16 protein-coding genes are annotated in these 17,410 nt (G+C 69.8%); 10 read left to right on the forward strand and 6 right to left on the reverse strand.

Going from position 1 to position 17,410, the window contains the following annotated elements:
• Window position 1: 1 nt before the first annotated feature.
• The 3 genes from AB0F17_RS26845 to AB0F17_RS26855 are packed head-to-tail and all read right to left on the reverse strand — an operon-like array spanning window position 2 to window position 3,371.
• Complete coding sequence (locus tag AB0F17_RS26845; RefSeq protein ID WP_358027824.1) at window positions 2-1,420, reverse strand: S41 family peptidase; 1,419 nt, start codon at window positions 1,418-1,420, stop codon at window positions 2-4.
• The gene (locus AB0F17_RS26850) at window positions 1,417-2,484 is read right to left on the reverse strand and encodes an ABC transporter permease (RefSeq protein WP_358027827.1); all 1,068 of its coding nucleotides are present in this window, start codon (window positions 2,482-2,484) and stop codon (window positions 1,417-1,419) included. The genes AB0F17_RS26845 and AB0F17_RS26850 overlap by 4 nt, the downstream gene beginning before the upstream one ends.
• Window positions 2,481-3,371 carry an ABC transporter ATP-binding protein gene (locus AB0F17_RS26855; protein ID WP_358027830.1) on the reverse strand — a complete coding sequence of 297 codons (891 nt, stop codon included), beginning with the start codon at window positions 3,369-3,371 and terminating at the stop codon, window positions 2,481-2,483. The genes AB0F17_RS26850 and AB0F17_RS26855 overlap by 4 nt, the downstream gene beginning before the upstream one ends.
• 312 nt (window positions 3,372-3,683) lie before the next feature.
• On the opposite strand from AB0F17_RS26855, the gene AB0F17_RS26860 reads away from it, so the two are divergent.
• Window positions 3,684-5,042, forward strand: a complete 1,359-nt coding sequence (locus tag AB0F17_RS26860) for a histidine kinase (protein WP_358027832.1) — start codon at window positions 3,684-3,686, stop codon at window positions 5,040-5,042.
• Window positions 5,039-5,710: a response regulator transcription factor gene (locus tag AB0F17_RS26865; RefSeq protein WP_358027834.1), complete on the forward strand. Its 672-nt coding sequence runs from the start codon at window positions 5,039-5,041 to the stop codon at window positions 5,708-5,710. Before AB0F17_RS26860 ends, AB0F17_RS26865 begins: the two co-directional genes overlap by 4 nt.
• A gap of 58 nt (window positions 5,711-5,768) precedes the next feature.
• On the opposite strand, the gene AB0F17_RS26870 is transcribed toward AB0F17_RS26865, so the two are convergent.
• On the reverse strand, window positions 5,769-6,140 hold the full coding sequence (locus AB0F17_RS26870) for an antibiotic biosynthesis monooxygenase (protein ID WP_358027837.1): 372 nt from the start codon (window positions 6,138-6,140) through the stop codon (window positions 5,769-5,771).
• A gap of 62 nt (window positions 6,141-6,202) precedes the next feature.
• Between AB0F17_RS26870 and AB0F17_RS26875 the strand changes: the two genes are divergently transcribed.
• A complete protein-coding gene (locus AB0F17_RS26875; protein ID WP_358027840.1) occupies window positions 6,203-7,504 on the forward strand; it encodes an amidohydrolase in 1,302 nt (433 codons plus the stop codon).
• Between the two features lie 13 nt (window positions 7,505-7,517).
• Here AB0F17_RS26875 and AB0F17_RS26880 read toward each other — a convergent pair whose 3' ends face one another.
• Entirely contained in the window at window positions 7,518-8,453 is a 936-nt protein-coding gene (locus AB0F17_RS26880) for a TetR/AcrR family transcriptional regulator (RefSeq protein ID WP_358027842.1), read from the reverse strand.
• 487 nt (window positions 8,454-8,940) lie between these two features.
• Here AB0F17_RS26880 and AB0F17_RS26885 point away from each other — a divergent pair, with 487 nt between their 5' ends.
• From AB0F17_RS26885 to AB0F17_RS26910, 6 genes are read left to right on the forward strand one after another with little or no spacing between them, the layout of a single operon-like run.
• The gene (locus tag AB0F17_RS26885) at window positions 8,941-9,978 is read left to right on the forward strand and encodes a BMP family ABC transporter substrate-binding protein (protein ID WP_358027845.1); all 1,038 of its coding nucleotides are present in this window, start codon (window positions 8,941-8,943) and stop codon (window positions 9,976-9,978) included.
• Window positions 9,975-11,516, forward strand: a complete 1,542-nt coding sequence (locus tag AB0F17_RS26890; protein WP_358027848.1) for an ABC transporter ATP-binding protein — start codon at window positions 9,975-9,977, stop codon at window positions 11,514-11,516. Before AB0F17_RS26885 ends, AB0F17_RS26890 begins: the two co-directional genes overlap by 4 nt.
• Window positions 11,513-12,676, forward strand: coding sequence for an ABC transporter permease (locus AB0F17_RS26895; RefSeq protein ID WP_358027850.1), 1,164 nt, complete (start codon window positions 11,513-11,515; stop codon window positions 12,674-12,676). Before AB0F17_RS26890 ends, AB0F17_RS26895 begins: the two co-directional genes overlap by 4 nt.
• Window positions 12,673-13,857: an ABC transporter permease gene (locus AB0F17_RS26900; protein WP_358027853.1), complete on the forward strand. Its 1,185-nt coding sequence runs from the start codon at window positions 12,673-12,675 to the stop codon at window positions 13,855-13,857. The genes AB0F17_RS26895 and AB0F17_RS26900 overlap by 4 nt, the downstream gene beginning before the upstream one ends.
• A gap of 50 nt (window positions 13,858-13,907) precedes the next feature.
• The gene (locus AB0F17_RS26905) at window positions 13,908-14,831 is read left to right on the forward strand and encodes a nucleoside hydrolase (RefSeq protein WP_358027855.1); all 924 of its coding nucleotides are present in this window, start codon (window positions 13,908-13,910) and stop codon (window positions 14,829-14,831) included.
• 1 nt (window position 14,832) lies between these two features.
• Complete coding sequence (locus AB0F17_RS26910) at window positions 14,833-15,693, forward strand: sugar phosphate isomerase/epimerase family protein (RefSeq protein WP_358027858.1); 861 nt, start codon at window positions 14,833-14,835, stop codon at window positions 15,691-15,693.
• Between the two features lie 13 nt (window positions 15,694-15,706).
• On the opposite strand, the gene AB0F17_RS26915 is transcribed toward AB0F17_RS26910, so the two are convergent.
• A complete protein-coding gene (locus AB0F17_RS26915) occupies window positions 15,707-16,153 on the reverse strand; it encodes an ArsI/CadI family heavy metal resistance metalloenzyme (protein ID WP_358027861.1) in 447 nt (148 codons plus the stop codon).
• A gap of 186 nt (window positions 16,154-16,339) precedes the next feature.
• Between AB0F17_RS26915 and AB0F17_RS26920 the strand changes: the two genes are divergently transcribed.
• Complete coding sequence (locus AB0F17_RS26920; RefSeq protein ID WP_358027864.1) at window positions 16,340-16,642, forward strand: hypothetical protein; 303 nt, start codon at window positions 16,340-16,342, stop codon at window positions 16,640-16,642.
• Window positions 16,643-17,410 lie beyond the last annotated feature (768 nt).

Consider the following 17,410-nt stretch of genomic DNA (forward strand, 5'->3'; position numbering starts at 1 on the left):
TTCACGCGTGCAGCAAGGTCAGGGCCTTGGCCAGGGCGGGGTCGCGTCCGGCGGCCGCGTCCTTCGGGGTCAGGGGTACGTAGTGGTCGGGTGGCACGCCGATGCGGTCGATCACCTCGCGGTTGGGCCCGAGGTGGTGTCTGGCGGGGAGGCTCAGCAGGGTGTTGTTGGCGAGCAGGTACGTCTGCGCCGGGCCGGAGATGACGCCGGCGGTTCTGGTGCCGACCAGCCGGCCGAGGCGCAGGTCCTTGATGGCGGAGCTGAAGTGTTCGCAGGCTGAGGCGCAACTACGGTCGGTGAGCACCACCAGCGGCAGGTGGAGCAGCTCGACGGTGTCGTCGGTCGACATGGCTTGGCACTTGGCGTCCACGGTGCACTGGTAGGCGGTGACCTTGCCGTGGCCGAACGCGCTCACCAGCCGGGTCGCCTCCACGGGGCTGCCGCCGCCGTTGCCGCGCAGGTCCAGCACGACGCCGGTAAGGGTCCGGCCGGTGCGCAGCCTGGAGATCGCCTTGAGAACCCGGTTCGCGGAGTCGGGAGCGAACCCGGCCAGCCGTACGTAGGCGATGTCGTCCTCCAGCAGCTTCGACCGCACCACCTGCAGAGCGGCCAGATCCCGCTGGTAGAGGCCGGGCTTGAGCGTCACGCTCCAGCGGCGGCCGGTGGCCTGCCGCAGCAGCCGCAGCCGGACCGGGCGCGCGTCCGGGTACTCGGGGTAGAGGGCGGCGATCGCGGGGCCGGACTTGCCGTCGATGAAGGGCGCCGATCCGTTGATCGATTCGATGATGTCACCCGGGCGCAGCCCGGCCGCCTGCGCGGCGCCACCCAGCACGCCGGTGACGAACAGCGGCGGGAGGGCGACGCCGGGGTTGTCGTTCACCTGCGAGGCACTGACGTTCGCCTCGAGCCCCAGGTCGTAGCCGTCACCGTCGTAGTAGTCGAGCGGTCGCTCGGGTTGGTGCGCCCAGCGGGCGTGATTGTCGCCGAGGGCGGCCACGATGGCTTCGAGGGTGACGACGGCCAGCTTGTCGCGCAGGCCGGGAACCTGGTCGGTGGTCTTCCGGTAGGCGTTCTCGAAAGCCGCCCAGTCGGCTTTGCGGTCGCTGGTCAGCGCGGGCATGGTCGCCTCGGGTACGTCGCGCCCGTTGCGGTTGAGCTCCTGGGTCAGGGCGACGAATCCGGCGGTCAGCAGCGAGCGGGCGTCCAGCGTGGCGCCGCTGTAGTAGGTGCCGAGGATGCAGAAGTACGCCTGCTCGATGACGTCGATCGTGGTGGCCGTCTCCGCCTCGGGGACTCCCGAGGGTGGCGCGCAGACCGTACCGGCTGGTGTGCCTGCCTGGGCGCGCGGTGGCGTCGGCGCGGTGCAGGCCGCGGCCAGCAGGAGCGCGAGTCCGGCGGCCGCGGTTCTGACGACGGTCATGACAGACGCTTCCGGATCCACCAGAAGGAGAACCACGTGAGGCCGAGGGTGAGCAGGGCGTAGATCCCGGTCTCGATCCACTGGAAGGGCCAGAAGCGGTCGAGGGGCTGGTAGGTCGCCTGCTGCCGGTAGCCCAGCCGGTTGATCTCGGCCGTGCATCCTCCCGCGGGTAGCCCCAGCGGTGAGCAGGGTCCCGACGTCGTGGAGACCGGGACGGCCCGCACGATCGTCGATGACGGTCCCGAGCTTCCGTCTCCGCTGGAGATCGTACGTCCGGACGGATCGACCAGCTTGCTGGACAGGACCCAGGCGCCCGCGTGGCCGGGAACGGCCGACGTCCTCAGGAAGATTTGCAGGGATCCGCCGCTCGGCGCGTCGAGGCCGTCCATGTTCTCCCCGCCGAGCTCGAAGGTCCCGGCGACCGGGGGCATCAGGTGGGGACGGACGAGCAGCGGCATGGCGATCTGAACTGCGGCGAAGAGGACCAGGGTGAGAGCCATGGCGGGCAGCGTGCGGCGCACGAGCATGCCCATGGTCACCCCGAGGACGAAGGCGAAGACGGCGTACCCCATCGGGGCGATACCGCGCGCGCCGAACACCACGGGAGCCATCTGCGCCATTTCCGGCACGGCCGACTTGTCGAGGGGGGCGGACCACCAGGTCACCGCGAGGCCGCACACGCCGGCGGCGGCCACGGCCGCCAGGCCGGTGAGCCCGAGCTTGACCGCCAGCCAGCGGCCGCGGGTGACGCTCTGGTTCCACACCAGCAGATGCGTGCCCGCCTCCAGCTCACGGGCGATCAACGGCGCTCCCCAGAAAAGCCCGACCAGCGCCGGCAGGATCAGCACGACGAGGGTGAGGGCCAGGAAGAGGATGTCGTACTCGCCGAAGAACCGGTCGAAGAAGTCGAGGCAGGTGTCGTCCGGGGTGCAGTCGGCAATCCCGGCAGCGTAGCCGGCGGCCAGATTCGGGCCGGTCAGGGCCAGGGCGGCGACGACGACCACGAGTACGGCAGCCATCATCGTGGCCGAGCCGCGAAACTGGCGCCAGGCCAGCCAGATCATCGCCGCACCTCCGGGACGGCTCGCCGGTTGTCGGCGGTGCGCTTGTCCATGTAGGCCAGGACGAGGTCCTCCAGGCTGAGCTGGGTGACCGTCCAGGCGGGGTCGTGGATCGGGGCGTCGGTACGGACCACGTACGTGCTCTGCCGGTCGGTGTGGCCGGCGGAGATGACGTGCTGGTCGGCGGGGAGCCGGTCGGGGTCGCGGCGTGGGCCGGTGAGCCGGTGATGGGCGGCCAGTAACTGGTCGACCTCCCCGGCCAGTTGGACGCGGGAGTCGGCGAGCACGATCACGTAGTCACAGATCCGTTCCAGGTCGGCGACCAGGTGGGAGGAGAGCACCACGCTCAGCTTGTGCTCGACGACCGCCTCCATCAGGCCCTGTAGGAACTCGCGGCGGGCCAGCGGGTCGAGCGAGGCGACCGGCTCGTCCAGGATCAGCAGCTCGGGCCGCTTGGCCAGGCCGAGGGTGAGGGCGAGCTGGGCACGCTGGCCGCCCGACAGCTTCCCCGCCCGTTGGGTGGGGACGAGGCCGAGCTGCGTGATGCGCTCCCGTGCCATGGCGGCGTCCCAGCGTGGGTTGAGCCGGGCTCCCAGCCGCAGGTGTTCGGCGACGGTCAGTCCCGCGTAGACGGGGGTGTCCTGGGCGACGAACCCGACCTTGGCCAGCTGCGCGGGCGTGTCCCCGGGTCGGCCGCCGAGCACGATGATGCCGCCCGTGGTCGGTTCGAGCCGGCCGCCGGCCAGCTTCAGCAGCGTCGTCTTGCCGGCTCCGTTGGGGCCCACCAACCCCACGACGTGGCCCGCCGGGATGTCGATGGTGCACTCGCGCAGCGCCCAGCGCTTGCCGTACTTCCTGCCCAGTGCCTGGGCTTCCAGGACAGCGGTCACGTTATGTCCTCCTGAGCGGTGGTCCGAAAGGGAGTCATGAACAGCGCCTCGATGCTTTCGTCGAGGCCCAGGCCGGAACCGCGGCTTCAGAGCGGCGGGATGGCGGGAACAAAACTAGGCACTGCCCATGCCGACGCGCCTCGGCCGTCATACCGAGATCGCGTACCTCCTGAGAGCGACGGGCCGCCAGGTCATCCCTGCGATCTACTCCCCAAGACCGTGAACCCCGTCACAACGGCCGATGCGGGACGGACAGGCAGGCGTGACAATGTGCCGGTGGAAACCGGTGAACGACCACCATGGTGGCGACATGTGCTCGACCTGGACAGCCGGCTGGACGAGGACCACCCGCACCAGCCCAGCGTCCGGGACACGCCGGGGCTGAGCAGTGACGGACCCCCAAGGCCGTCTCGCAGGGCACTCGCCGTCGACGTGCTGGTCGCGATCGTCCTGACGGTCATCGCGGTGACCCTGGCGGTGCGACATCCAGTGATCGGCCCTGTCACGAATCAGCCCGAAGTGATCGAGTACTTGCGGCTCCGACCTACCCCCTCGCTCCCACCGCCGGCTCCTGATATGCCGGCAATGCCTGATATCCCGACCGGCGACGAGCCTGCCCAGCCTCTGCCCTACGACCCGCCCGTGTTCCTGGTGGCGCTGACGGCGTTACCGCTGGCGGCGCGGCGCCGGTACCCGCTCATCACCTTCTGGGTGGTGGTGGCCGCGGCGCTGGTCACCCACGCGGGTGCCACGTGGATCACCGTGCTGACCTGCGCTGTCGCCGCGTACGGTGTCGCCGCCCGCAGCCGTCACCGAATTCTGGCGATGGGTGGCCTCGTGCTCGCGGCCGGGCTCGCAGGTGGCGCCTTCCGGGACGTCGCGCCCGCGCTGCCGAATTGGATGGGGCCGTTCGTCGTCCTGCTGAGCGTCGGTGTCTTCGGGAGCTTCGTTCGCTTCTGGCGGCGGCAGCTGGGAGCCAGCCGGCACCGGCTCGCCGAGGTGCAGCAGGCGCAGGCGGACGCCATGCGCAGGGCTGTGGCGGAGGAGCGGTCCCGGATCGCCGCCGAGCTCCACGATGTGGTGACCCACAATGTCAATGTGATGGTGATCCAGGCCGGCGCGGCCCGCAGCGTGATGGACATGGAGCCGGAACAGTCGAAGCAGGCTCTGCTCGCGATCGAGTCCGGCGGCCGGGCCGCCATGGCCGAGCTGCGCCATGTCATGGGCCTGCTCGCCGGCCCGGGCGGTGAACGCCTCGACGGGCCAGCTGACGGGCTCGAACCCCAACCCGGGCTCGAACAGCTCGACGGCCTGGTGGAACGAGTCCGCGCCGCCGGAGTGCCGGTGCGCGCCGCGGTGTCGCCGCCCGGGCCGTTACCTCCCGGGATCGACCTCGCCGCCTACCGCGTCGTGCAGGAAGCCCTCACCAACACGATCAAGCACGCGCCCGGGGCCGCCGCGTCCGTGACGATCGGCCATGACGGCGACTGGCTGGAGATCGAGGTGAGCGACACCGGCGGGACACGGAGCGCCGGGCCGCGGACCGGCGACGGCAGGGGGCTGATCGGGTTGCGCGAGCGGCTCGCTGTCTATGGCGGGACCCTGGACGCCGGACGGACGCCCGGGGGCGGATTCCGGATCAAGGCCCGCGTCTCCTGGAGGACCGCATGACCGAGCGGTTGCGCGCCGTCATCGCCGACGACCAGGCACTGGTACGCATGGGATTTCGCATGATTCTCGCCGCCCACGGCATCGAGGTGGCGGCCGAGGCCGCCAACGGGGGCGAAGCCGTCGCCGCGGTCCGCCGTACCAGGCCCGACGTCGTGCTCATGGACATCCGGATGCCGCAGATGGACGGCCTCGAAGCCACCCGGCGGATCCTCGCGGGCGGTGCCGAGGACACCCGCGTGCTGATCCTGACCACCTACGACCTCGACCACTACGTGTACGCCGCGCTCGCCGCGGGGGCGAGCGGGTTCCTGCTCAAGGACGTCTCACCCGAGCACCTGGTGGCCGCGGTACGTCTGGTGCGCTCCGGCGACGCCCTGCTCGCGCCCACCATCACCCGCCGCCTGGTCGAGCGTTTCGCCCGCCGCGACGACGCGAAGCCCACCCTCCACCGCGATCTGCACCAGCTGACGCCCCGGGAACTGGAGGTGCTGCGCCTGCTGGCCACCGGCCTGAGCAACGCCGAACTCGCCGACCGGCTGACCCTCAGCGTGGCCACGGTGAAGACCCACGTCGCGAGCATCCTGTCCAAGCTCGACCTGCGCGACCGTGTCCAAGCCGTGGTGGTCGCCTACGAGACCGGCCTGATCTCTCCCGGCGGCACCGGCTGACCGGCGTCACTGATCACCGCTGCCGGCCAACGGCTGAAGGGCGCTGTCGAGGCCTTGGTCAGCCTGCTGCCGGGCTCTGCGGGGCCTGTGCTCGCGTGAACCCGTGGCTCCGCTCCACTTTCGCCACATGCAGCGTGTAGCTCTGGTACCACTCGGCTTGCCCGCGCTTCTGCGCCGCGCGGTGCTCGGCGTTGGACCGCCACTCCGTGAGGGCGTCGGCGTCGCGGAAGTACCCGACGGTGATGGACAGCCCACCAGGAGTGTGCGCCTGGTCCATCCCCAGGAACCCAGGGACGTCCTTCACCAGGTCTTCCATGCGTGCGGCGGTCTCGCTGTAGCCGCTCTGGTCCGGGGTTCGCGCCGTGGTGAAGACAGCCACGTAGTAGGGGGGTTCATAGGCCTCGACAGGCGCTTCAAAGTGATCGTTCATGCCGCCACTGTAAGGCAGGATGCGCAGCAGGGTGAACCATTTGGTTCAATATAGTGGCTCTCATGAGCGGAACCCTCAACCCCGAGAGGACAGCAATGCCGAACGAACACGGACCTGAGTTCGACCTGGTCATCCGGCATGGACACATCCTGACCATGAACGCGGCCCGCGCCGCCTTCCCCGACGGTTTCCTGGGGATCAAGGATGGACGGATCACCGCCATCGAGGATGACCGTGAGTTCCTCCGCTACCAGAGCGCCCACGAGATCGATGCGACCGGCTGCGCGGTGCTTCCCGGGATGATCAACGCCCACACCCATCTGGCGATGACGCTGTTTCGGGGGATGGCCGATGATGTGGCGCTGGAGGAGTTCGTATCCCGGCTCACCACCGAAGAGGCGAACGTCCTGACGCCGGACACCGTCGGCCGGGGCGCGGCGTCAGCGGCGGCCGAGTCCATGCTGGCGGGGACCACCGCGGCCCTGGACATGTACTGGTTCAGCGATGCGACGGTCGCCGCGGCGGCGGATTACGGGCTTCATGTCGTCAGCGGGCCCACCTTCGCCAACTTCGCCAATCCGGATCCGCGGTCCTTCACCGAGACGCTCCGGGACGCGGAGGAGCGACTGGCCGGCTTCCCGGTTGGAGACCCTGCGGCGCCGGCGCTGATGCCGCACAGCACGTATGCCTTGACCAGGAAACAGCTGGAACAGGTGGCCGGGCTCGCACGACGCCATGGCTGCCGGGTTCACGTCCACGCCGGCGAGAGCGAGCGGGAAGTGGCGGACGTCCGCCGGCTGCACGGCGCCACCCCCGTCCAGGTCCTGGATCAAACGGGCCTTCTGGGGCCCAAGACCGTGATCGCGCATGCCGTCGAACTCCATGGCCGCGACATCGAGACGCTGGCGGCTACGCGCACTTCGGTCGCGCACTGCCCGTGGTCGAATCTCAAACTCGCCTGCGGGGTCGCTCCCGTGGGCAAGCTCCTCGAGGCCGGCGTCACCGTGGCTCTTGGCACCGACAGCGCGGTGAGCAGCAACGGGCTGGACGTGTGGTCGGCGGTCAAACTTGCCGCCACCCTCCACAAGGGAGTCTCCGGCGACCCCGCTTTGATCACGGCGGAGCAGGCCATCGACATGGCCACCGTTCACGGCGCCCGAGCCCTGGGCCTGGCCGAGGAGATCGGCACGCTCGAGGTCGGCAAGCGCGCCACTCTTCAGGTGGTGGACCTGTCACGGCCGCATTTCGAGGGCTGCCGGGATGTCTGGTCCGCCTTGGCCTACTCCGCGCGGCCGTCCGACGTACGTGACGTCATCGTCGACGGTGTTCAACGTGTCTTGTCCGGCGCTCTGATCGGAAAATGACCCTGGCGGCTGCCTATGTACGTGTGCGCAAGGGCTCGGCCCGGTTGGCGATCGCCTCTGCCGCGATGTCGTGCACGGCGGTCACCTCTTCCATGTCCCCGGTGGTGAGCAGATCCAGTTGCAGCCCACGCCACAGGGCCACGATCTCTTTGGCCAGCCGTCTGGCCGGGCCGTCCGGCAGACCGTCCTTGATCAGGGCATCGGTCGCGGTGTCCACCCAATCGTGGCCGAAGTGCCGCAGCAACCCCGGTATCCGCTGAGGCTGGTGTACGGCCAGCCCCACGGACTCGAAGAGCAGCCGCAGGTAGGGCAGATTCTCCTCGCGGCAGAGGGCGCGCCAGGTCTCATCCAGCCGCGCCTTCAGCGGGATGTCCAAGCGCGCGATATGGCGATCGGCATCCTTCAACAGCGGATACCGCAGCAATGCTACGTCGAGGGCTTCACGGACCAAGTCCTCCTTGGAGCCGAAGTAGTACAGCAGCATGCGGTTGTTCGACCCCGCCGCCCGTGAGAGATCACGCAACGTCGCCGCCGCGGACCCTTGCTCCAGCATGTAGTTGACGACCGAGTTCAACAGCTCCAGCTTGCGTCGGTCGTTCTTGTCCGAAGGGGCATCACCACCTGCCACGTCGCCGCTGTCGTCTTCCTGGCTCTGGGGGAGTGCGGCCTGGTGACGCCCGTGTTCTTGCTCTTCCACGGTGACCTCACCGGCGAGTTCCGCGTTGACCTCCCTCCCTTTCGCCGCGGCGGCACGCCAGAGCGCCTGAAACACGGCCGTCTGCCGGTCCGGGTCGAGCGGGGGGTTGTTCCACGCCGCGAGCACGCGCACTACCGGCTCCAGCTTTGACCATCGCGACAACCCGCTCCCGCGCAGCATCGCGGCGACCTTTTCATGGCTGATCGTGTCGAGGAAGTCGCCGTCCATGACCGCGCCGGCGATCCGCCGCACTCCTGGCATTCCAGCACCTTGGTAGAGCCCGTGCAGAGCCTCGACCAGGTCTCGTGCCGGGCCGGAGGGCAACTGCTCACGTCCAGGTAGCGCTATGCCGACCACACTGTTCACATCCCATCGCCGTCAAGGAACGTCAATAAACGTCAGAATACGCGATGGCGGCAACGTCCAGTCACATTTACCCTGTCAAAAAATGTCAACTAACGTCAGATTACCGGAAGACAGCGCCCCCAAGGGCATCTCGATATCGGCGCGTCCGGTGCAGGATGGCCCGCCTGATGTCGGCTTTCTTCCCTTTTTCGATTTCACATCTTCCGTTCCGGGGAGCTGCTCGCTATGGTGAACCAAATGGTTCAGCCCTGCTGAGCTGCGGTTCTACCACCGCTCAGCAGACGCTTCCCGGCCGGGCGACGGCGGCCTTCGCTGCGCGAGCGCGCGATGTGCCCTGCCCGGCTCACCTGTCTCGTCAGATCAGGAGGCGCACATGCGTCATGCATTGACACGGCTTCTTCCGCTGCTCGCGGTGGCCGCGATGGTCACCGGGTGTGGCGCGCGATCGGCCCCGGTGGCCCGCGAGGGGCTGCGGGTGGGGCTCGCGTACGACATCGGCGGGCGTGGCGACCAGTCGTTCAACGACGCCGCCGCCAAGGGCCTGGACAGGGCGGCCAAGGAGCTCCAGATCGCCAAGGCGCAGGAGCTGGAGGCCACCGCGGGTGAGTCCGACCAGGCCAAGGAGCAGCGGCTGCGGCTGCTGGCCCAGCAGGACTTCGACCCGGTCATCGCGGTTGGCTTCGCCTACGCCAAGCCGCTGCAGAAGGTGGCCGCGGAGTTCCCCGGAACCCGCTTCGCCCTCATCGACAGCTCCGAGGCCACCGGCGCCAACATCGCCGACCTGGTCTTCGCCGAGCACGAAGGCTCCTACCTCGTCGGTGCCGCCGCCGCGCTGAAAAGCAGGAGCGACTCGGTCGGCTTCATCGGCGGCACCAATACCCCTCTCATCCAGAAGTTCCTGGCCGGCTACGAGGCCGGCGTGGCACGGATCGACCCGAAGAAGAAGATACTGGTCCAGTATCTGAGCCAGGCGCCGGACTTCTCCGGCTTCAGCTCGCCCGACAAGGGCCAGGTCGCGGCCAAGGGCCTGTACCAGCGCGGCGCGGACATCGTCTTCGTCGCCGCCGGAGCATCCAGCATCGGCGTCTTCCAGGCCGCGCACGACCTCGGCGAACGGGCCATCGGCGTCGACTCCGACCAGTACCTCCAACCGGCTCTGAGCGCGGTCAAGGACGTCATCCTCACCTCGATGATCAAGCGCGTGGACACGGCCGTCTTCGCGTTCATCCGTGACGCGGGGCGCAAGGCGTTCAAAGCCGGCGAGCACAGCTACGACCTCAAGCGCGACGGCGTCGCCTACGCCACCTCCGGCGGATTCGTCGACGACATCGGCCCCCGCCTGGAGGAACTGCGCCGCGGCATCGCGGACAAGGAGATCACCGTGCCCACCACCCCGAAGGCAGGAGCATGAGCACCTCGGCGCCGCCCGGCGCGCCACCGGCCCTGCGGGTCCGGCACCTGCGCAAGCGCTTCCCCGGCGTCGTCGCGAACGAGGACGTCAGCCTCACGCTGCGAGCCGGCACCGTACACGCGGTCGTGGGCGAGAACGGCGCGGGCAAGTCCACGCTGATGAAGCTCCTCTACGGGATGCACCGGCCGGACGCCGGCGAGATCCACCTGGACGGCGAGCCGGTCCGCTTCACCTCCCCGCGCGAGGCGATCGCCGCCGGCCTCGGCATGGTCCACCAGCACTTCATGCTGGCCGACAACCTGTCCGTACTGGAGAACGTCGTCCTTGGCGCCGAACCGGGCCGGGCGGGCGTGCTCGACCTTCCGGCCGCGGCACGCAGGATCGAGGAGGTCTGCGCGAACCTCGGCGTGACGGTGCACCCGCACGCTGAGACCGGCGGCCTGAGCGTGGCCGACCGCCAGCGGGTCGAGATCGTCAAGTCGCTCTACCGGGGCGCGCGGATCCTCATCCTCGACGAGCCGACCGCCGTCCTGGTGCCTCAGGAGGTCGAGCGGTTGTTCGCGAGCCTCGACCGGCTCAGGACACGCGGGCTGTCGATCCTGTTCATCTCGCACAAGCTGGACGAGGTGCTTGCGGTGGCCGACGACGTGACCGTCATCCGGCGCGGGGTCACGGTGGCCGACTCGCTTCCCGCCGACGAGGTCTCCTCTCGCGAGCTGGCCCACCTCATGATCGGTGCCGAGCTGGTAAGGACCGAACGGCCCGCGCGCCCGGCCGGGCGGGTCGCGCTCCGCTTCGAGGAGGTGTCCCTGCGCCTGACCGACGGCAGGCAGGCCCTCGACTCCCTCTCGCTCGACGTGCGAGAGGGCGAGGTCGTGGGTATCGCCGGGGTCGAGGGGAACGGGCAGACCGAGCTGATCGAATGCGCCGCCGGAGTACGCCGCCCCGACCGCGGCAGGCTGACGCTGTTCGGCCGGGACATCACGAACACCGACCTCAGGTGGCGGCGAGCGGCCGGCGTCGCGGTCGTCCCCGAGGACCGGCACCGCCAGGCCCTGCTCCTGGAGGCTCCGTTGTGGGAGAACCGGATGCTCGGCCGCCAGTCGGCGCCGCCGAACAGCAGGCGCGGGTGGCTCACCCGCAGGGCCGCCCGCCGCGACACCGAGCGCCTGATGCGCGACTACGACGTCCGGGTACGCGACGCCGGGGTCGCCGCCGCGTCGCTGTCCGGCGGTAACCAGCAGAAGTTCGTCATCGGACGCGAGCTCGCCGGCGAGCCGAAGGTGCTGCTCGCCGCGCATCCGACGCGGGGCGTCGACATCGCGGCCCAGCAGCAGATCTGGCGGCGGATCGAGGACGCGGTCGCGGCAGGGGCGGGCGTGCTGCTCGTCTCGGCCGACCTCGACGAGCTGCTGAGCAGGTCGGACCAGCTGCTGGTGATGCTGCGCGGCCGACTCGTCGCGCAGGTCGATCCCCGGCGGACCAGCGCCGAGCAGCTCGGCATGGCCATGTCCGGAGCCGGACAGGTCGCGCGATGAGCCTGCCCGCCAACCCGCGCGGCCTGGCCGCCGGCCTCCTGACCTCGCTGCGCGGCGTGGCCGCCGGCCTCCTGGCGCCGGCAGCGGCGCTCGTCCTCGCCGCCGGCGCGGCCTGCCTCATCCTCGCGGCGACCGGCGCCTCCCCACTCGACGCGGCCGAGGCCATGGTGACGAACGCCCTGAGCGGTTCGAGCGCCGCCATCATCCTGAACTCAGCCGCCGCCTACTACATCTCGGCAGTCGCCGTCGCCTTCACCTTCCGGCTCAACCTGTTCAACATCGGAGTCGAAGGCCAGTACCGGATCGCGGCCCTGTGCGCCGCCGCCGTCGGGGCCGAGCTGAGGCTGCCGCCCATCGCCGGGAACGCGGTCGTGCTCCTGACGGCCATGGCCGCCGGGGCGATCTGGGCCGGCATCGCGGCGGCGATCAAGGGCGTCAACGAGGTGATCTCCACGATCGCGCTGAACTTCATCGCGATCGGCCTCATCTCCTACCTGCTCGTCCCAGGGCGGCTGGGCGCCGACGGCGGGGGCGGCAACAACCTCGGCACGGCCCCCCTGCCCCCGAGCCTGCGCGACCCCGGATTCACCACTGTCGCGCACGGCGCCACCCTCTACTGGACCTCGCTGCTCGCGCTGGCCACCGGAATCGCCTTCTACGTCCTGCTGGAGCGCACGGTCTTCGGCTTCGACCTGCGCGCCATCGGGCGCTCGCCGGACGCGGCCCGCTTCGGCGGGACCTCGACGGCGCGCATCACCGTGATCACCATGCTGCTGTCCGGGGCAACGGCCGGGCTGGCCGGCATGCCCGCCCTGCTGGGCGATTCGGGCGGCTTCTCGCTCAGCTTCCCTTCCGGGCTCGGCTTCATCGGCATCGCGGTCGCCCTCATCGGGCGCAACCGCGCGGCGGGGATGGCCTTCGGCGCGCTCCTGTTCTCCTTCCTCGACAACTCCTCCAACGTGCTCCAGCTACTCGACATCAGCAACGAGGTCGTCCGCATCATGGAAGGTCTGATCGTCCTGGCGGTGGTCATCGCCTACGAGCTGAGCGCCCGCTGGCGCGCCCGCCGCGAACGGCAAGCCACGCCCAGCCTGGCTGCGCCGCCGACCGCGGGCGAACCGGCCGCCGCCCGGCCCGCCCGCGGAAAGGCGGCGACATGACCCTCTTGGCGGGCCGGCGTGTCCTTTCCCTGCTTCCCCCGGGGCGGCTCTGGCCGCTCCTGGCCATGGCCGGCGGGCTGCTGGTCACGGTGCTGACCCTGCCCGAGGGCGCCGGGCTGATATCCGGCGGCACCCTGTCGGCGGCCCTCGCGCTGACCTCGCCGGTGGCCCTGGCCGCCCTCGGCGGCGTCTGGGCTGAGCGTGCGGGCGTGGTCAACATCGGCCTCGAGGGCATGATGATCCTCGGCACCTGGGGCGCGGCCTATGGAGCTCTGCAGTGGGGGCCCGCCGCCGGCCTCGTCCTCGGCGCCGCCTGCGGCGCGCTCGGCGGGGCCCTGCACGCGGTCACGACGGTCACCTTCGGAGTGGATCACATCGTCGCCGGCGTGGCCATCAACCTTCTCGCCCCGGGAGTGGCCAAGTACCTGTCCTCGATCACGTTCACCAGCATGCCGGGCGGCGGCGCCACCCAGTCGCCGCCCGCGCCCCGGCTGCCCGAAGTGCCGCTGCCGTTCGGGCTCGGCGGGCTGTCATCGGGCGTAGTGCTCACGCTCGTTTTGGTCCCGTTGTCGTGGTGGCTGCTGTGGCGCACCTCGTACGGGCTGCGCCTGCGCTTCTGCGGCGAGAACCCGGCCGCGGCGGCGAGCATGGGCGTGCGGGTCACCGCGCTGCGCTACGGGGCCGTCGTCTCCTCCGGCGCGCTGGCCGGTCTCGGCGGCGCGATCCTCGTGCTGGTCGGCGCGGGGCTCTACCGCGACGGGCAGACCGGCGGCCGGGGCTACATGGGCCTGGCCGCGATGGTGTTCGGCAACTGGCGGCCTTCCGGTGCGCTCGCGGGGTCGTTCCTGTACGGGTACATGGACGCGCTGCAGCTTCGGGGAGGCAGCGCGGCCGTCCACGCGTTGCTGCTCGTCGCGGCCGTGGCCTGTGGGCTGATGCTGCTGCGGGCCCCGGCCTGGCGCGGCGATCCCGCGGCGGCGCGGACCCGGCGCCGTGGGATCGCTGTTCTCGCGCTTGCCGCCGCGGCCCTGGGCACCGTCTTCGCCATGACCGACACGCTGCCCGAGCAGGTGGCGTTCGTCGTGCCGTACGTGGCGGTGCTGGTCGCGCTCATGGTGTCCGGCCGGCGGCTGAGACCGCCCGCGGCCGCCGGCCGGCGCCCGGACGGGACCACTCGCTGATGCTCTCAGACACGAAAGAGGTCGATGGTCAATTGCGTGTCCTGGCAGACATGGATACCGGAATGGACGACGCGCTCGCCCTCATCTACCTGACGAGCCGGCCAGACGTCGAGCTGTCGGCGGTGACCTGCGTGAACGGGTGCGTCGAGGTAGATGCGGTCGCCCGCAACACGACCGGGGTGCTCGCCGCGCTGGAGCGCCACGACATCCCGGTGGGCAAAGGGAGCGATCGGCCCCTGACCTCCGGCGGCCCCGGGGCGCAGTGGGTCTTCGGCCCAACGGGCCTTGGCGACATCACGCTCCCCGAGGCAGCCCTCCCGCGGGAGCTGCCTTCGGCGCTCGACGTCATGCGCCGTGTCCTCGCGCGGCCCGGCCCGCGCACCACGCTCGTGTGCACGGGGCCGCTGACCAACGTGGCGCTGCTGCTGCGCGCCCACCCCGAGGCCGCCCGGCAGGTGGAGGCCGTCTACGTGATGGGCGGCTCGGCCGCGGCGGGAGGCAACGAGACTCCCGCCGCGGAGTTCAACATCCTGCGGGACCCGGAGGCGGCCGACATCGTGCTGCGCAGCGGATTGCCCGTCGTGATGTACGGCCTCGACGTCTTCACCCGCGTGACCGCGACCGACGCGGACATCGCCGCCCTTGACGGATCCGGCCGGCCGGGCGCGGTGCTCGCCGGCCGGATCCTGCGGGAACTTGCCGCCCGCTTCGCCACGCGTGGCGCCTTCCTCGGGGACGCCGGCGTCGCCGTGGTCGCCACCGAACGACGACTGGCCGAGCTGCGCAGGCTCAAGGTCGCCGTGGAACTGCGCGGCGGCTACACCCGCGGCGCGACCGTCGTGGACCGCCGCGTGACCAGGCCGCCACACGGTGACCATGCCGACGACTGGCCCTATGCGGAGATCGTGTGGGACCTGGATGCCGCAGGGGTCGCCGCGCAGTTCGTCCGATCTGTGATCACCAAGGAGTCATGAAATGAACAGACTCGGAGTGCACGCCGCCGTCTTCGCCGGTGGCTGGTCGCCCTCGGACTGCGACAGTACGGTCGGCAGGGCCCGCGCGTGCGGGTTCGATGTCGTCGAGATCCCGGTGTTCGAGCCGGACACGCTCTCGCCCGCCGCCACCAGGCAGGCGCTGGAACGGCACGGCATGCAGGCCACGTGCTCCGTCGGCCTGCCGTTCGAGGCCGATCTGGCCAGCGACGACGGCGCCGTCTCGGCGGCGGGCGAACGTTACCTCCTGGCGGCGCTGGACTTCGCCGCGGCCGTCGGGAGCACCTACCTGGGTGGCGTCATCTATGGCGCGTTCGGCAAGCACAGCGGCCCGCCCACCGCCGCAGGCCGGGACAACGCCGCCGGCGCGCTGCGGCGGGTGGCCCGGCGCGCGCTCGATCACGGGATCACGCTCGGCCTGGAGACGGTCAACCGGTATGAGTCCAATCTCCTCAACACCGCGGCGCAGACGAGGCAGTTCATCGCCGAGGTCGGGGCCGCGAACATCGCCGTGCACCTGGACACGTACCACATGAACATCGAGGAGGACGACATGGCCCGCGCGGTCGCCGACAGCGCGGGCGTCCTCGGTTACGTCCACATCGGCGAGAGCCACCGCGGCGCTCTGGGCACCGGGACGGTCGACTTCGCCGCCGTCTTCGGTGCCCTGCGCGAGATCGGCTACGACGGGGTGATGACGTTCGAGAGCTTCTCTTCGCGGGTGGTCTCCCCTGGACTCTCCAGCACGCTGGCCGTTTGGCGTGACACCTGGGACGACCCGGATGCGACGGCGGCGTCGGCCCGGCGCTTCATCGCGTCGGCGCTCGCCGGGCGAGGAGACTGACCCGCGGGCCGGTTCACCGCGGCTGCGTGGCCTGACCGCACACGCACGCCGCGGTTGCCGCGTCCTGGGCGGTGGCCGACTTGCCGAGCGTGTCGGCGTCGGCCTTGACCACGTACACCTCCCAGGGCTCGTTGCCAGGGCCATGGACCCAGACCTTGTCCTGCAGGGCATAGCAGCAGGAGGTGTCGTTCTCGGTGAACGTGGCCAGCCCGGCGTCCTTGAGCCGCTGGGTCGCGGCGTCGACCTGCGCGGTGTCCTCGACCTCGACGCCCAGGTGATCCATGCGGGTGTCCTGGCCCTCCTCGCCCTCGATGAGCACCAGCTTCAGCGGGGGCTCGGCAATGGCGAAGTTGGCATAACCGGGGCGGCGCTTGGCCGGTTCGGCGCCGAACAGCTTGGAATAGAAGGCGATCGAGCCTTCCAGGTCGGCGACGCGGAGGGCGAGCTGGACGCGGGACATGACGATCTCCGATCATTGTTTCGACAGACGTCTAATCAGTTCCGAGTTTGCGCTCTTGCTTAGGATTTTGTCAAATTAGAGACATGTCGAAGCAGGCGTTGCCGGTGCTCGCGTCCGCGTGCTGATCGGTGACCTCCCCGGGGTCCCGGACTGGTCCAGAGCACACAGGCGCGAGCCTGGTAGCAGGTGCCGGTTCCGGTGCCGGGCCAGATGTCGATGTCGTGCTGGGTGCACGTCGCCAGGGTTTTGCCGTGCCTGACATCCGTTCGAAAACAGCTGGCAGAGGCGAACTCGTCAACCTCCTCGCTCGAACTGTTCTGCTCTGTCGACGCCGAGCGCGCCGCGCAGCTGATCGTCACGACCGCCGGCGCCGGCGGACGTGTCCCTCGTATCGGCGTGGTTTTCGATGATCGGGCCGTTGCGGCTGTTGCGGTGGCACCTGCCACCGCCCCCACCGCCGGGGGTCGCTTCGCCAGAAGAATGGCCTGATCTCCCGGAATCGACACGGCAGGAGTCATGTGGCTGATTCCTTCCAGCAAGTCGGGCGCTGGCCTGAAGAGAGCGCTTCCCGTAAGGGGAGGCCGTTTCGACAGGGGAACCACGTCCGTGACAACAACCGTGATGAGACGTGTGGGGATGATCTGCTTCGCCCTGTTGACCATCGCCGCGATGATGACCGAAAGTATGACCCAGGAGCCTGCGATCAGACGGCACGAGACGAGGGGGTCTGGCCCCGTACTCGCTGGGCTCCTTCGCGGTCGACAGCCCGGCGGTGGTCACCTTCCCGGCACCCTTTCCCTGCCGCCCCCTAATTGGCGTCCTTCACGTGGGCCGCCCTCGTCGCAGATCTGTCCCTAGCCGGCTCCCGAGCCTGAAAAGCGTCTCCATTCCAGGAAGGAATGCCGAAATTGACCTCCACAGCGAGCTCTTCGTCTTCTGTCCCGGTGGCGGACTATCGGACGGATTCAGTGGATGAGTATATTCCGCTCTGCCAGCAATATGTGGGTGTGGATCATGTTACCCCTCTGGGTGTGGGAGGGGCGTTCCTCTATCGTCATCGCCGGTTGAGTCTCGGTCCGGTCGACCTCGCAGAGATGTTTCACCGGCAAGACATGCGAATCGGCTTCGTCGAGGTTACCTCTAGATACAATGCCGCTAAGTTAGGGATCTTCTGCAGGTCGGGGTGAGTGCGCTGCGTGGAGTGGTTGTGGCCGGTAGGTTGCGGTCGTGTCTGGAGCGCAGGAGCCGCTGATAGGC

Origin of the sequence: Nonomuraea sp. NPDC026600 (assembly GCF_040638335.1) — a bacterium.
GTDB lineage: Bacteria > Actinomycetota > Actinomycetes > Streptosporangiales > Streptosporangiaceae > Nonomuraea.